Source organism: Mycobacterium sp. 1465703.0 (assembly GCF_001672975.1).
GTDB lineage: Bacteria > Actinomycetota > Actinomycetes > Mycobacteriales > Mycobacteriaceae > Mycobacterium.
Genome location: NZ_LZKU01000037.1, coordinates 23,443 through 39,238, shown reverse-complemented (window position 1 = coordinate 39,238; position 15,796 = coordinate 23,443). Strand labels below are relative to the sequence as shown.

Annotated in this window: 10 protein-coding genes and 1 pseudogene; 4 read left to right on the top strand and 7 right to left on the bottom strand. The window is 65.2% G+C overall.

The window, feature by feature from the left end:
• Nucleotides 1-8 precede the first annotated feature (8 nt).
• Nucleotides 9-251 (top strand): phosphopantetheine-binding protein, encoded by a 243-nt coding sequence (locus A5625_RS29925; RefSeq protein WP_232003391.1) that lies wholly within the window; start codon nucleotides 9-11, stop codon nucleotides 249-251.
• Here the strand turns inward: A5625_RS29925 and A5625_RS03560 are convergent.
• A pseudogene (locus A5625_RS03560) lies at nucleotides 198-3,461 on the bottom strand (amino acid adenylation domain-containing protein); the annotation flags it as partial. The gene A5625_RS29925 and the pseudogene A5625_RS03560 overlap by 54 nt on opposite strands.
• Nucleotides 3,462-3,556: 95 nt before the next feature.
• Between A5625_RS03560 and A5625_RS03555 the strand changes: the two are divergent.
• Nucleotides 3,557-5,212, top strand: a complete 1,656-nt coding sequence (locus A5625_RS03555; protein WP_066989099.1) for a (2,3-dihydroxybenzoyl)adenylate synthase — start codon at nucleotides 3,557-3,559, stop codon at nucleotides 5,210-5,212.
• Between the two features lie 29 nt (nucleotides 5,213-5,241).
• On the opposite strand, the gene A5625_RS03550 is transcribed toward A5625_RS03555, so the two are convergent.
• On the bottom strand, nucleotides 5,242-6,303 hold the full coding sequence (locus A5625_RS03550; protein ID WP_066989097.1) for a 3-deoxy-7-phosphoheptulonate synthase: 1,062 nt from the start codon (nucleotides 6,301-6,303) through the stop codon (nucleotides 5,242-5,244).
• 313 nt (nucleotides 6,304-6,616) lie between these two features.
• Nucleotides 6,617-7,477, bottom strand: a complete 861-nt coding sequence (locus A5625_RS03545; protein ID WP_066989096.1) for a LysR family transcriptional regulator — start codon at nucleotides 7,475-7,477, stop codon at nucleotides 6,617-6,619.
• Between the two features lie 106 nt (nucleotides 7,478-7,583).
• Between A5625_RS03545 and A5625_RS03540 the strand changes: the two genes are divergently transcribed.
• Entirely contained in the window at nucleotides 7,584-8,294 is a 711-nt protein-coding gene (locus tag A5625_RS03540; RefSeq protein ID WP_066989094.1) for an SDR family oxidoreductase, read from the top strand.
• Between the two features lie 235 nt (nucleotides 8,295-8,529).
• On the opposite strand, the gene A5625_RS03535 is transcribed toward A5625_RS03540, so the two are convergent.
• The 4 genes from A5625_RS03535 to A5625_RS03520 form a co-directional block, all read right to left on the bottom strand.
• Nucleotides 8,530-9,147: a TetR/AcrR family transcriptional regulator gene (locus tag A5625_RS03535; protein WP_066989092.1), complete on the bottom strand. Its 618-nt coding sequence runs from the start codon at nucleotides 9,145-9,147 to the stop codon at nucleotides 8,530-8,532.
• 86 nt (nucleotides 9,148-9,233) lie between these two features.
• Nucleotides 9,234-9,980 (bottom strand): maleylpyruvate isomerase family mycothiol-dependent enzyme, encoded by a 747-nt coding sequence (locus A5625_RS03530; RefSeq protein WP_082984249.1) that lies wholly within the window; start codon nucleotides 9,978-9,980, stop codon nucleotides 9,234-9,236.
• 187 nt (nucleotides 9,981-10,167) lie between these two features.
• Nucleotides 10,168-11,508, bottom strand: coding sequence for a PPE domain-containing protein (locus A5625_RS03525; protein ID WP_066989090.1), 1,341 nt, complete (start codon nucleotides 11,506-11,508; stop codon nucleotides 10,168-10,170).
• A gap of 402 nt (nucleotides 11,509-11,910) precedes the next feature.
• The gene (locus A5625_RS03520; RefSeq protein ID WP_066989088.1) at nucleotides 11,911-13,569 is read right to left on the bottom strand and encodes an NAD-dependent malic enzyme; all 1,659 of its coding nucleotides are present in this window, start codon (nucleotides 13,567-13,569) and stop codon (nucleotides 11,911-11,913) included.
• Nucleotides 13,570-14,388: 819 nt separating this feature from the next.
• Between A5625_RS03520 and A5625_RS03515 the strand changes: the two genes are divergently transcribed.
• Complete coding sequence (locus tag A5625_RS03515; protein ID WP_066989086.1) at nucleotides 14,389-15,780, top strand: condensation domain-containing protein; 1,392 nt, start codon at nucleotides 14,389-14,391, stop codon at nucleotides 15,778-15,780.
• Nucleotides 15,781-15,796: the final 16 nt, after the last annotated feature.

Here is a 15,796-nt window from a genome sequence, read left to right as displayed (position 1 = left end):
CACTGGTAATGATTTTCGGTGATCTACTCGGCCGGGAAAACGTCGGAGTCGACGATGACTTCTTCGCGCTCGGCGGCGATTCGGTGCTGGCCACCCAGGCGGTGGGGCGGATTCGGGCGTGGCTGGATGCACCGGACATCATGGTCGCCGACATCTTCGCCAACCGAACCGTGTCGGCGCTGGCCACGGTGCTCAGTGCCGCCGAGCGCGAAGAAGTCATCGTCGACTCCGACGTTTTCCCGGCCGAGTAGATCACCGAAAATCATTACCAGTGCGGATTCCAGTGACGTCGACGGCGCGCGGTGGCCCGGCCGCTGTAGTTGCGAGACAGCGGTTTCCAATTCGCGTGCGACAGCCCGGCGGTCGAGCTTTCCGGCATCGGTGAAGCCGATCCGCTCCACCACCGTGATGTGGCGCGGGATCATGTGCGCGGGGACCAGGTCGCCGAGACCTTGCCGGATCCGCTCCGCGGTCAGCCGGGTGTCCTCGGTGCACACCTGCGCGGCCAGCACCTCGGATTCCCCGGGCACGGCGATCAAGGCGGCCACTGCCGTCCGCACCCCGGGCACCCGCCGCAGCATGGTCTCGATCTCGCCGAGCTCGACCCGGTACCCGCTGATCTTCACGCGGTGGTCGGCGCGGCCGACGAACTCGAGGGTGCCATCCGGCCAGTAGCGCACCAAATCGCCCGTGCGGTACCAAGTTCGGCCGTCGTGCTGAACAAAGCGTTCCGCGGTGAGATCGGGACGCCCGCGATAGCCGCGCGCGATCCCGCGGCCGGACACCCAATATTCCCCGGGAACCCAATCGGGGCAATCACCACCGGTGTCGTCGACGACACGGCAGGCGTTGTTGGGCAGCGGGACGCCGAAGGGCAGCGCCGTCCAGTCCTCCGGTATCGGTTCAGTTACCTCGAAAATGCTGTTGTGCACCGGGGTTTCGGTCGCGCCGCCGAGCCCTGCGAAGCGCAGGTTGGGCGCTTCGGCCTGCAGGCGGCGCACCACCTCGGGACGCACCCAGTCACCGCCGGTGGGAATCACCCGCACCGAGGACAGCCGCCCGCGACCGACTTCGATCAGCATCTCCAGCCAGCCGGGCATGAAGTGCAGCACGGTGACCCGGTGAGTGTCGATGAGCCGGGCCCAGGCGTCGGGATCGCGTCGTTGCGCTTCGTCGACCACCACGATGACCCCGCCGGTGCGCAAGGTGACGAAGACGTCCATCACCGAGATGTCGCCCTCCAGGGTGGACAGCGCCAGGCAGCGGTCCGCGGGGCCGATCTCGAAGTGCCGGCCGATGAATTCCACCGTGTTCATCGCTGCGTCGTGAGTGACCTCGACGCCCTTGGGCTCCCCGGTGGAGCCCGAGGTGAACAACACGTAGGCCAGTTGCGTGGGATCGATTCTGGCAACCTGGATCTCGGCGGCCGGGGGTGCGTCGCGAAGGAGATCGGCAATGACCAGTTCGGGCAGCGGCAAGTCCAGCCGCTGCCCGCCGCACACCAGGGCCAGGCTCACTTCGCCGGAGTGCAGCATGCGCTCGGCGCGATCGCGCGGCTGATCGACGCCGATCGGTAGGTACGCGGCACCGACGGCCAGGATGCCCAGCAACGCCGGTATCTGCTCACCGGTTTTCGGGCCCACCACCGCGATGGTGTCGCCGTTGCTGACACCTGCATTACCCAGCGCGGCTGCCACGGCCAGCGCTTGGTCGCGCAGTTGCGCGTAGCTGAGATCGCCTGTGCTCGCGACGACCGCGGGAGCGTCCGGCCGCTGCGCGGCTTGTCGGAAGAACCCGTCGTGCAAGGCTTCTCCGCTGGGCTGCGCGGTGCGCGCGTTGGCCGCCTCGCGCACGGCGCGCTGTGTCGCCGGCAGCGCCGTGGGTCCCAGCGCATCCCAGGCGTCGTCGGCGCGGGCCAATCGGAGCAGCTCGTCGATGTGGTAGCCGAACATGGCGTCGATGACCCCGGGCGGGAACATGCCTTCGCGCACATCCCAATTCACCAGAACCCCGCCGTCGAACTCGGTGACTTGCGCATCGAGCAACACCTGCGGACCCTGCGAAATGATCCATTCCGGTGTGCCGAATTGATCGGTCACGTCGCGGCTGAACAGTTCGCCGAGCCCCAGTGCGCTGGTGAAGACCACAGGTGCGAGCACCTGAGTGCCGCGATGACGGCTGAGGTCACGCAGCACCGACAGCCCCGCATAGGCGGAATGCGCGGCGGCCGTGCGCATCGCGTCCTGCACCACCTGTGCACGCTTCGCGGCCGTGTCGGCGCCGACGAGATCGACGTCGAGCAGCAGCGAGGAGGTGAAGTCGCCGACCAACGAGTCGACGTCCGGGTGCAGAGCCTGGCGCCCGAAGAGCGGGACATTCAGCAGAAAGCGTGAGGTGGTCGACCAGCGCGCCAGGGTGTTGGCGAACCCTGCGGCCAGCGCCATTGCCGGCGTGATGCCGCGCGCTTGGGCGCGGGCGAACAGCGCATCGCGGGTTTCCGGGTCGAGCCAGTGCCAGCGCCGGGTGCTTCGGTTCGAGGTGCACCCACCGGTCGACGGCAATGCCGGCGGGTCAGGCAGCTCCGGGATCCGCTGCGTCCACCAGGCCCGGTCGGCCTCGCGGGTCGGTTGCGGCCCTGCGTCTTCTGCCTCGACGGCTTGGCGGTACTGCCGGTAGGTGTAGCTCAGCGCGGGGAGGTCGCGGCCGCAGTAGAGGGCCGCCAGATCAGCCATCAGGGTGCGATAGCTCATCGCGTCGGCGGCTTGCATGTCCAGATCGACGTGCAGCCGGGACCGATCGGCCGGCAGCAGCGTCACCGCCAGTTCGAATACCGCACCGTCGAGCTGCTGGTGCGATTTCGCGTCGCGGATGGCGGCGAGCCGCTGTTCAACCTCGTCGGCGCCGAGTGAACGCAGATCTTCGACGCTGACCGGAAAATCGCCGCCGGCCGGGGTGATCCGTTGGGTGCCGTCGGGCAGGAACTGCACCCGCAACATCGGGTGGCGGCGTGCCAGCGCGGTGGCCGCCGCGCGCAGGCGTTCGGGATCGATCGATCCGCCGTCGAACTCGACGTAGAGATGCCCGGCGACCCCGCCCAGCTGCTGGTTGTCTTGGCGACCGACCCACATCGCATGCTGCATCGGGGCCAGGGCAAACGGCTCGTGGTCGGCGGCGAGCTCGGCATCTGCGGGTGCCTCGGCGGGAGGGATTTGCTGGTCAGCGCTTTGTCGGCCGGAGGTGACCAGCGTTGTCCAGGCTTCGATAGTCGGAGTTTCGGCCAGCGTGGCGAAGTCGATGTCGATGCCTTGGCGGCGCCAGCGACCGGCGAGCGTCATGATGCGAATGGAGTCCAGGCCCTGGCCGATGAGGTTGCTACCCGGCTGAACCGCATCGACGCCGACGCCGAGCAGTTCGGCCACCTCCGCCCGGATGTCCTCCGAGCGCGCCGAGGCGTGCACCACAGACCCTCCCTGAATTAGCACAGGCTGTCCTAAATTTTTGGTTACCCTATCCTTACTCCCTGCATCCCCGCTACTACGCCCCCACCTAAGGAGCCATGAGCCCGACCACATCGCAGCCGCCGGTCGGAGTCCTCGACGGGTTCGTGCCATTCCCCGCTGATCGGGCCGCCGCTTACCGGGCCGCCGGCTACTGGACGGGACGCACCTTGGACACGCTGCTGGCCGACGCGGCTCAGCAATGGCCCGACCGGATGGCCGTTCTGGACGCCGCGGCCGACACCCGCTTCAGTTACGCGGACCTGGACGACCAGGCTGACCGCGCCGCCAACGGACTGCGTGGCGCGGGCATCGCGCCAGGCGACCGGGTATTGCTGCAACTGCCCAACAGCTGCCAGTTCGCGATCGCACTGTTCGCGCTGCTGCGAGCGGGCGCGATCCCGGTGATGTGCCTCCCCGGCCACCGGGCCGCCGAACTGGGGCATTTCGCCGCTGTCAGCCAGGCCACCGGGCTGCTGATCACCGACACCGCGGCCGGGTTCGACTACCGGGCAATGGCGCAAGGGCTCGTCGAGCAGCATGCCGCGCTCAGACACGTGATCGTCGACGGAAACCCGGGACCGTTCACGTCATGGGCGCAGCTGCGCGATCACGAGCCCGCCGCCTCAACGCCCGCACAGGGCGACCCGGGATCGCCTGCGCTGCTGCTGGTTTCCGGCGGCACCACCGGAACACCAAAGCTCATCCCCCGCACCCACGATGATTACCTTTTCAACGCGAAGGCCAGCGCAGAACTCTGCGGCCTTACCGCCGACGACGTCTATTTGGCGGTACTGTCGGCCGGCCATAATTTCCCGCTTGCCTGCCCGGGTCTGCTCGGCGCGATGACGGTCGGGGCCACCACCGTTTTCGGGACCGACCCCAGTCCCGAAGCGGCCTTTGCCGCGATCGCACGTCACGGCGTGACGGTGACCGCCCTGGTGCCCGCTTTGGCCAAGTTGTGGTCACAGGCCTGCGACTGGGAGCCGGTGACACCAAAGACGTTGCGTCTCTTGCAAGTTGGTGGGGCCAAATTGGAACCCGAAGACGCCCGTTCGGTGCGTGCCGCCTTGACCCCCGGTCTTCAGCAAGTGTTCGGGATGGCCGAGGGGCTGCTGAACTACACCCGGCTCGATGATCCCGCGGAACTCACCGAGCACACCCAGGGGCGACCGTTGTGTCCCGCCGATGAGCTGCGCGTCGTCGACGCGGAGGGCAACCCGGTGGCTCCCGGCGAGGAAGGCGAATTGCTGGTTCGCGGGCCGTACACGTTCAACGGCTATTTCCGCGCCGAGCGCGACAATGAACGCAGCTTCGACCCCGACGGGTTCTTCCGCAGCGGTGACGTGGTACGGCTCCGCAATGACGGTTACCTGGTGGTGACCGGCCGCGTCAAAGATGTGATTTGCCGTGGCGGAGAGACGATTTCCGCGGCGGATCTCGAAGAGCAGATGCACAGCCATCCGACTATCTTCTCGGCCGCGGCGGTAGCGCTGCCGGACCCTTACCTGGGCGAGAAGATCTGTGCGGCCGTCGTTTTCAACGGCCCTGCGCTGTCACTCGCGGAATTGAACGCCTACCTCGACGAGCGGGGTGTCGCCGCGCACGCGCGCCCCGACCTGTTGGTCGCGATGACAGCATTACCCACCACCCCGATCGGCAAAATCGACAAAAAGGCGATCGCCGCCCAGGTTTCGGCGCAACAAGCTCATTAAAGCTGCGCGCCACCGCCGCCCGGACCGATTCAGCCCATTGCCGCGTACAGGCCGGCCAACAAGCCGGCGGTGGTTCCGAAGTCCATGCACTGGTCGGTCACGGATTGGCCGTAGACCAGCTCGCCGCCGAGCGATTGGGCACCGGCCACCAGGAAGCTTTCCAGCATCAGCCCGGCGATGCCGCGCTCGCCCGCAGCGATGCGCGCGCTCACCTCGGCGGTGACCTCGGCCTGCCGAGCATGGTCTTTGCCGGAGTTGGCATGAGAGCAGTCGATCATGATGCGCTCGGAAAGCCCTGCCTTGCTTAACCGTTCGATGGCGGTGGCCACCGAGGCGGTGTCGTAGTTGGGTCCGGTGGTGCCGCCCCGCAGGATGACGTGACAGTCGGCATTCCCCATCGTCTCGACGACAGCCGCCCGACCGAGGTTGTCGGTACCGAAGAAATTGTGCGGTGCCGCTGCGGCTTTGACGCCGTCGATGGCGACCTGGATGTTGCCGTCGGTGCCGTTCTTGAAGCCGACGGGCATGGACAGACCGGATGCCAACTGGCGGTGTACCTGCGACTCGGTGGTCCGGGCGCCGATCGCACCCCACGCAACTGCGTCGGCGATGTACTGCGGACTGGTGGGTTCCAGGAATTCACATCCCACCGGGAGCCCGACGTCGATGATGTCGAGCAACAGCCCACGCGCGGTGCGTATGCCACGTTCTACGTCGAAGCTGCCGTCCATGTTGGGATCGTTGATGAGTCCCTTCCAGCCGACGGTGGTGCGCGGCTTTTCGAAGTACACCCGCATCACGACCTTCAGCCGGTCGGAGTACTCGGCGGCAAGCGGCGCAAGGCGGCGTGCGTAATCAAGCGCCGCGACGGGATCATGCACCGAGCAAGGCCCCACCACCAGCAACAGCCGATCGTCACCACCGGCCAGGATCGCCGATATCTCCTCGCGATCACGCTGGACGGACTGGGCCCGCCGAGCCGTCAACGGCAGTTCGGTGCGAATGACGGCGGGGGCCGACAGTTCCCGGAACGAGACGATCCGATGGTCGGACGTATCGATGGTCTTCGTCTCGCAATTGATGATGGACATGTGGCGTGTGTGCCTTTCTCTGCTGGCCCCCAGGGCACGCTCGCTGGTTGCCGATGCCCTGAAAAACGAAAAGCAGCGACCTTCTGGTCACTGCTGGGCCCCGGGTATCAGTCGTGCGGTTGCGTCAACCAGACGCCACATCGCCGGCTCCACCCGGAGCCACGATAAAGCGCCAATACGCGCGCACGCCGATGTTCACGTCGGCGAAGATACCACAACGACGTGGGCCGCTAATAAGGCCGGCACCCACACCTCGCGGACCATAGCCAGGTAGGAAGCTCGTGCGGGTTCAAAACCGTTGCCGCCGAGCCGATCAGCGCGGATCAAGCGCGGCGATCTGATCGAGAAATGCGCGCGCGGGCGCGGATGCGCTTGCCGAGATAGCGATGCCGAGGCGCCGCACGGTGTGGGGCAACAGCGGCCGTACCAGGACACCGGACAGCTCGGGCAGGCCGGCACTGGGCAAGATGCTTACCCCGAGCCCGGCTCGCACGATCTCAAGCGTCGCGGCAACCTCGCGCGCCTCGAAGGCCAGGTCGAATTCGACCCCGGCCCGCCGCGCTATCGGCATGAACACGTCCGCGCAGCCACCGGTTCCACGAACGAACGGCTCCTTGGCCAAGTCGGCGTAGGTGACGGTGTCCTTGGCTGCCAGCGAGCTGTCTGCGGGCACCACCGCGACCATTTGTTGTTCACCGAGGACCGCCACGTCGAGGCCCTTGCTGGGCAGGCTGACCACGCCGGCTTCGACGGCCCCTTGATCGAGCCAATCCCGGATTTCTTGCTCGCTGCCCTCCATCAGCCGGATGGTGACGGCCGGGTGTTGTTGAGCGAACCTTCGCAGCTGCGGAGCGACGAGCGTGGCGGTGGCGGTGGGCAGGCTCGCGAGGCTCAGCGTCCCGGTGATGTCGCCGCCCAGCCCGGCGACCTCGGTGCGCATCAACGTGAGCTGTCGCACCGCTTCCCGCGCATGCGTCAGCGCAACGGATCCCGCTTCGGTCAGCGAGAGCCCGTCGCGGCGACGCAGGAACAGCGGTAACCCCAGTTCTTTTTCGAGTGACGCGACGGTGCGGCTGACCGCCGGCTGCGTCAACCCGAGCCGTCGGCCCGCGGCGGTGAAACCACCCTGGTCAACCACCGCGATAAACGTCTTGAGCTGCGACAACGTTGTCATCGATCCTCCATAAGCGCGATGTCATCGCCTATATCAACAACGTTATGCCGTATTGGACTTCCAGAACGTTTAAGTAATCATACAAGTGCAATCGAGGGAGGACACGATGACCGCAAGGCGAGTGCTGATCACCGGGGCGTCGAAAGGAATCGGGCGAGCAGTCGCCGACCGGCTCGCGGCGGCCGGCAACATGCCGGTCGGCCTCGCGCGCACCAGGCCGGACGATTTCCCGGGCGAATTCTATGAGGTGGATCTCGCCGACCGGGGGGCCACCGCCAAAGTGCTCGAACAAGTTGTGACGAACGGGCGCATCGACGCGGTGGTCAACAATGTCGGCGTCGCACGGTTCGGGCGGATCGGCTCGATCGAGTTGGATGATCTGTTCGCCACCTACGACCTGAATGTGCGCACCGCCGTTCAGGTGGTTCAGGCGGTGCTGCCCGGCATGCTGGCGGCCGGATGGGGGCGCATTGTCAATGTCACCAGCCTGACCACCCTGGGCACACCGGAGCGCACCCCTTATGCGGCGACCAAGGCAGCACTGGAGGCGTGCACCCGAATCTGGGCCGGCGAGCTCGCTGCGTCCGGCATCACGGTCAACGCGGTGGCGCCCGGGCCCATCGAAACCGAGATGTACCGCGAGCTCAGCCCGGTCGGGTCCGCACGCGAAGCGCATGTGCTGCAAACCATTCCGTTACGCCGCCTCGGCACGCCCCGGGAGATCGCCCACGCGATCTGCACGCTGCTCGACGAGGACGCCGGTTATATCACCGGTCAGATCATTCGGGCCGACGGCGGCGGCAGCATCGCCGCATGACGCCCGCTTGCCCGCGGGGTTCCAATGTGGAAGGAGAATCGTCATGAGCCACACCGTGTTACCGAATGTTGTTGCGCCGGAGGCATCGTCTGGCACGAGACCGATCTCGGTCCGAATTTCTGGATCACGACGAGCTGGTCGACGCTGAGTACTCCGCGCTGTTCAGTGCGCAATTGACGAAAGTTCGGTCCCGGCGGCCGATCCGCACCACATCACCACCAGTACAACCACGCAACTAGCCGATATTGTTCGCGCGCAACGCGTCGAGCAGTCGGTCCATCACCGCGCCGGCGTCAGCGCGGGCCTGACGATGATCGTCGGCACGGGCGATGTAGAGCGTCGCCTCGCGCAACGCGCCCATAATGCTCAGGGCCGTTGCTTCGACGGGCTGTCGGGGAATGCTGCCGGACGCGATGGCGTCGGTGAGCAGTCCGGTCACGAATCCAATGTTGTAGCGGTGGCCGATGTCGCTCCATCGCTCCCAGCCCAGCACCGCCAACGCCTCGAGCAAGACGATGCGCTGGACCTCGGGTTCGGCGCATGCGTCCAACCAAAGCCCCGCGCACAATCGCATGATCTCAACTGGATCGGAATGACCCGCGGCCGCAACGGCCTCCCCCATCCGGGCGGCCATCTCGCCCTCTACTTGCTCGAATACCGCCGCGAATAGCTCTGTCTTGTCAGCGAAATGGTGGTAGAGCGCGCCGCGCGTCACGCCGGCGTTGCGGACGATCGTTTCCAGGGACGCGTCCGCGAAACCCATTGAAGCGAACAACGGCCGGGCGGCGCCGATCAATGCATCACGCGTCTCCGCCGCACGTTCGGCCTGCGTGCGGCGACCGCCCTTCGCCATCAACCCTTACCTTTCGCCACCCATGCATTGTCATACATACCGCATGAAGGTCCAGGATTGACGTGGCGTCGCGGCCTGCTGTCGATTCAGAACACCCTGAGCCGGCGGACGATATCCAGCGTCGCCGGGTCACCCTCGGCCTGCACGCCGAGGCTCTCCCACCCGCCGCGCTGGGTGACCCACCGCACGAAGGCCTGCGAGTCCGACGTCACCCGCGCGGCGACATCGGAGTTGGTGCCCAGATGCAAGGTCCGGGCGCACAGCCCGTCGAGGTGGATGTCGACGCCGGTGGGTAAAGCGTTGAGCAGGTTGACATTCTGTTGTGGTAGTGCCGCCTCGATCCAGTCAAGCGTGGGCGCAAGCCGTAGCTCGTCGACGGGCGGTGGGTCACCCTGCACCGGACCATCCGGCGGGAACATGTCGTATCGAGTATGAACGAAGGCTTCGAAGACGAAGGTCGTCGGCACCACCGAGGCCGGATACGTACCGACGTCGCCAATCGGTATGTCAACGTCCTGACCCGCTATCGCGGCGAGCACCTCCATTCCTCTCGCGCTGACCGATTTATAGTCGGCCACAACCTCTCTGGGCGTCATCGAACGTCGCGATTCGACATACAGGTCCGCCGCGCGCTCGGCGGGCAATCCGCCGGGATCGGGCAGCGTCGAGGGATCAACGGCTAACCAGAAGCTGCACGCCATGTGCGACACAAGGTCTTGCACCGACCAGCCGGCGCACCCACTGTCCTTCTCCCACAGCGAATCCGGCATCTGCGAGCAAAGCTGCAAAACGATTTTGCGTTCTTCGGCTATGGCGTCGAGCGTGGCACTCATGACCCCTCACTTTCCAGATACATACGGTATGTATGAACATACACGCTGTATGTATCGCGTCAAGGGGTCGATTGCATAAGCCGTCGACGGCGACGAACCCGTCAGTGGCTTGGAGACGACGCCGGCCGCAGAGCGCCGATCGCGCCGCAAACCAGGGGAAACCCGTGCAGGTCGTTGTCATACCCGGTCAGCCAGTACCGAGCAGGCGTTGCTTCTGTTCGGCGAATTCAGTCTCGGTCAATGCGCCATTGGCGCGCAGCTCGGCGAGTTTGCCTAGCACATCAGTGATTTCGCGTAGCTCGGCGGCCGTGCCGCCGGACGGATTGCGAGCCGACTGTCCACGATCTTGTAGAGCGGCGGGGGCGGGGATCTGACGGGCGTGGATGTCGCGCGCGGGGGTCGATCCACCACCCCGGGAATCGTGCGTGCCGCGTCCGGGCAGGGCCATCAGCGGGGCGCCGCCCAAGAGGGGCATTTGGCCGGCGAACAGTCCGGATCCCGCACGGCTTGCCGATGTGGCGCCGGCGGCGGGCGTCTCGAGCGCCGTAAGGCGCAGTTCCGGTGCCGCTGCCGACCACCCCTGCGGCACCGACATGCTGCCCAACGAGGATGCGCGCCCCATCCCCGCGGACACCGTCTTCGCCTTTCCGGGCGAGCGCGAAACTGCCGGTCGCTCCGGCCTTTCCGGTACAGCCTTCGACTTCGCGCCCGGCTCCACAATTTTGTGTTCGGTGTCGGAAATGAATCCGGCCGCGCCCGATACCCCGATCAGTCCGGTGCCATTTCCGAGCAGTGCAGAGCCGAGCGATACCAAGTTGTAGGGGTTCATGAAGCTTGACAAGTCGCCCAGCCCCGAGGACGCCGACGATGATGTGGTGAGGTTTTGCAGCGCATTCGGTACCGCGGACATCGCGTTGCTGCTCGACAGCGCCGATTGCACACGCCCTGCCGACGTACCGGCAGCCTGGGCGACGGCGGCGTTCTGCACGGGAAGCCCACCCTGGTTGGTGGTCTGCTCCGGCGGGGTGAATGGTGTCACCTGCGAGGCCGCCTGCGACGCGCCCGCGTAGCTATACATCGCGGCGACGTCGCGGGCCCACATTTCGCCGTAGGCGAGCTCGGTGGCCGCGATCGCCGACGCGTTCTGGCCCAACAAGTTCGTGGCGACCAGCGATGTCAACTGGGCACGGTTGGCTGCGATCACCGATGGGTGCACCGTCATCGCATACGCCGACTCATACGCCCTCGCAGCGGCTTTGGCCTGTACGGCGGCCTGCGCAGCCTGCTCGGCGGTGGCATTCAGCCAGGCCACCTGTCGCGCCGCCGCGGCCGACGCCGCCGTTGCAGATGGTCCCTGCCACGGCTCACCGGTAAGCCCGGAGATTACCGACTCGATGTTGGCCGCCGTGGCGTGTAGCTCGTTGGCCAGCTCATCCCATGCCGCCGCTGCGGCCAGCATCGACCCTGAACCGGGGCCTGCGTACATGCGGCCGGAGTTGACCTCCGGCGGCAATACCGCGAAGTGCATCGAGTTCCTCTGGGATCGTGGAGGCATTCGTCGTGTTGCCCCGCTACTCACGTCCCCTTTCGTACCACGCGTCGCCGATTCTCAATCCTGCTTGAAACATCGCGGGTACTGCCGGCGGTTTCGATCACTGAACATCGATTGCGCTGCGGTGCTGGCATCTTCAATGCATGGTCCAAAGCTGTTGACTACGGCCAAGACTGGCGCGCGAATCGAGAAGTGTTCATACTCACACCGTTGTGCCTGGAACCGGCGGTACGCTACTTCGACAGTCGTAGCGATGGTGCGGACGAAATCCCAACCGCCACCGCGTAACCAGCGCATATCGACTCGACCGCTGGTGTCGATTTGGGGCCGGCCACGCTGATGAGCAAAGTGATCGCGACGTCTACTGACGGGTGGCCGTCACGGGTTCACTGACGCGGGATAGTCGGGAAGCCAGCGCACCTGTGCGATGCGTTCGCTGAGTTCGGTGCCGCTGCGCGTCGGGGCGACGCCGTCGGTGACCGCCTGCACAGCGACGGCCTGCGCAATGCGGACGGCGATGTCGGGCACATCCGACCATGCGGGCAGCAGCGGCTGGTCAGGGTCGGCAAGGGCAGGCGACGCCTCCCCCAAGGTCTCCGCGGCGACTCGCATCATCTCGTCGGTCACTCGCGTCGACTGAGCCGCGGTCACGGCAAGTCCCATCGCCGGAAAGATATACACGTTGTTGCATTGGGCGACGGGGTATTCCACGCCATTTCGGTGCAGCGGCGCGAACGGTGAGCCGGTGGCAATCAGGGCGCGTCCGTCGGTCCACTGATCCAGCTCGGCCGGGTGCGCCTCGGCGCGGCTGGTCGGGTTGGAGAGCGGGAAGATGATCGGCCGCTCGGTCTTGCGTGCGAGTTCGCGGACGATGCTCTCGGTGAAGGCGCCCGCGGCAGTCGACAGGCCCACCAACACGCCGACGTCGACATGGTGGACGACGTCGGCAAGCTGGGCGGGGCGTGACAAACCCCAACCCGCGACACGGTCGGCCGGCTGGGCGAATCCGCGCTGCGCGTCCGACAGGTCGGTGCGGTCGTCAGTGAGCAGCCCAACCACATCGACAACCCAGATGCGCTGGGACGCAGCCTGTTCGGACAGTCCCTCGTTCACCATCTGCCGGCGAATCATCTCGAGCACTCCAATACCGGCCGAGCCGGCGCCGAGCATGACAACCTGCTGCTGCGACAGCGGACGACCGGCAACCTTGGCAGCGCCGTGTAGCGCTCCGAGCGTGACAGCCGCGGTTCCCTGGATGTCGTCGTTGAAAGTCAGCAGCTTGTCGCGGTAGCGGGCCAGGATCGGCAGCGCATGCGTGGTGGCGAAGTCTTCCCACTGCAGCAACACGTTAGGCAGCTGTTTGCGCACCGCGGCAATGAATTTGTCGATGAACGCGTAGTACTCGTCGTCGTCGATACGCCGGTGCCGCCAGCCCAGGTACTGGGGGTCGCCGAGGAGTTCGCTGTTGTCGGTGCCGACATCGAGCACGATCGGAAGGGTGCGAGCGGGATCGATGCCGCCAATTAGGGTGTAGAGGGACAGCTTTCCGATTGGAATGCCCATCCCTCCGATGCCCTGATCGCCCAGGCCGAGGATCCGCTGGCCATCGGTCACCACGATCACATCTACCTCGCGCTGCGGCCGATTGTTCAGCACCTCGTCAAGACAGTCGCCCTCAGCGTAGGAAACGAACAACCCACGGGGACGTCGGTAGATCTCACTGAACCGCTCGCAGGCCTCCCCTACGGTGGGCGTGTAAACGATGGGCAGGGCCTCGGGGATATGGTCACGCAACACCCGGTAGAACAACGTCTCGTTGCGGTCCTGCAACGCCCGCAGGTAGATGTGCTTGTCCAGATCGTCGCGGCGGGTGGAGAATTCGTGCCAGCAGTGCTCGGCTTGCTGCTCCAGTGTCTTCACCGTGGTGGGCAACAGACCCAACAGACCCAGCCGCCGGCGCTCGGCTTCGGTGAAGGCGGTGCCTTTGGTGGTCAAGGCATCGAACAGTCTGGCCGGTCCCCGGGACTCATCCGGCATCGTCAACGTCCGTTCTGTGGGAGTCTCGCGGCGAGGGAAAATGTTCAGACCATCATCGACCATCCTGAGCGGTTTGTCTGCGCGTAGCCACTGCCGGTCCGCCTAACGCAGCCGACCGCAATCAGGCGGCTTGGAGCCGGGCGGATTCATTCGAATCAAAGTTTGCTGCCGGCGCCGGCGTTCGCACCGAACTCCGCCGTGGACGCCGGTATCGACGAGAGCGTAGAACCCAGTGCCGCTGCAGTTTTGGAATCATTCGGTTGTTTGCCCGGATGATCACTGCGAGGAATGTTTGGCTGACACTATTCCAATACGGCCGTACATCAAGTTATGGTAAACGCGGCGCCGTTCCGCCAGGCCTCCGGCATGGTGCATGGTCTGGCACAATAGCGCTCGCTCTATGGGTTGGAATCGACAGATTGAGTCATCACGCCGAGATAAACGCTGTTGAGCGGTAATTCTGAGTTAACCGCGCGCGAAATTAAAAGATTTCGCGTTGCCGGCCACCTCACACGAGCACACGGTGAGTTGTCAGAAGTTCCTGGAAGATCTTCCAGGCCCGGGAGGGGATTTCTATGATTGCGCCGCGAGATCGTCAGAGAGTCGTCCGTCTGCGCTGGTTGAGGCCAAGCTGTCAGCCAACTCAGATCACAGTGAATCCATCCTGGTGTGCACGTCGGTCGACGCAGGTGACGGCAGCGCGCTTGCCGGGCCTGCGAAGCAGTACTTCGTCGAACCTCACTTCGTTCAGCAACTTGTGCCCGGTGCCGTTAAGGTCATCGGAACCGACGTCGCCGGCTGACGAACGAAAGGTAGCGCATGTTCCTGGGCACGGTTGAGGATTGGACGGCCGAGGGTACCGTCGTCTCCTGGTACCCCACCGCGGCCACCTACAGACGTGCTGCCGAAGCGCAATATCATCGCGCTCCGGTCAGTTATCAGCAATCGCAGCATCTTCGCTATTACCGACGGCAGGTCAGCCGCGGCCGTGATATCCCCCGGTTATGCATCGGTGCCTGGGAAATCAGTGGCATATGTGATATCGACGCGATGACCCAGGCACTGAATTCTCACTTGCGCCGACACGACACCTATCACGACCGCTTTGCTTTCGGTGATAACGACGAAATCCTTCGCTACGTCATTGCCGATCCAGAGGTCATCACCGTGGCGCCAACGGATCTCGGACGAATGGCGCCGACCCAGATCCGCAAACTGCTTCTCGATACGCCCGATCCGTTGCAGTGGGACTGCTTTACCTTCGGGATTATTCAAGCTCAAGACCGCTTCACCGTCTTTATCGCAGTCGATCACTTACGTGCCGATGGCATGTCGGCGGGGGTGATCTTCCTCGACATCCAGACGATGTACTTCGCCGCGTTGCAGAGGGCGCAGAATGTACTGCCACCCGCCGCCAGCCATCGGGAATACAGCGCGAAACAGCATGCCTACACCAGGGCCCTGAATGAAGAGTCGGCCGAGATCCAGTCGTGGCGGGCGTTTCTCACCGCGAACAACGGTGCGCTACCCAAGTTTCCTCTGGAACTGGGTGAGTCGAACGCGGATACACCGGGTGCCATCGATGTGTTCGACCTGATCGATGACCACCAGGGCCGACGGTTCGAAGCGGTGTGCCGCGCCGCGGGGGCTCGTTTCAGCGGTGGCGTGTTCGCCTGCGCCGCGCTAACGGAGCATCGGTTGACGGGCGCCGCAACGTATTTCGGCCTCACACCGTTCGACAACCGTCGCGATCCCGCGCACGCCACCGCGGTCGGTTGGTTGGCCAGCTTCATCCCGTTGGCGATCCCCACCGCGGGTGCATCATTCGCTGAGATCGTCAATGCCGCGCAAGCATCGTTCGATGGCAACACCAGCCTGGGCGCCGTGCCTTACTATCACCTGCTTGAGTCGCCGGATCCCCAATCGAATCCTATTGAGGTTCCGGACCGTCCGGTGCCGATGCTCTCCTACATCGACATCCGCAAGTTGCCCTTCGGTGACTACTTCGACGGCCTGCGTGCCGGCGTCTGGGGGGATAACCGGCTGTCGGAGACGGTGTGCATGTGGGTCAATCGCATGCATGACAAGACACAGCTGGTGGTCGCTTACCCAGGCACCGATGTCGCCCGCCGGTCGGTCTTACGCTATGTCGAGGCGATGCGTGCCGAGTTCACCCGGGTGTCCGACGCCGGACAACAAATCGATGCATGATGCGGTTCCCGTTCTG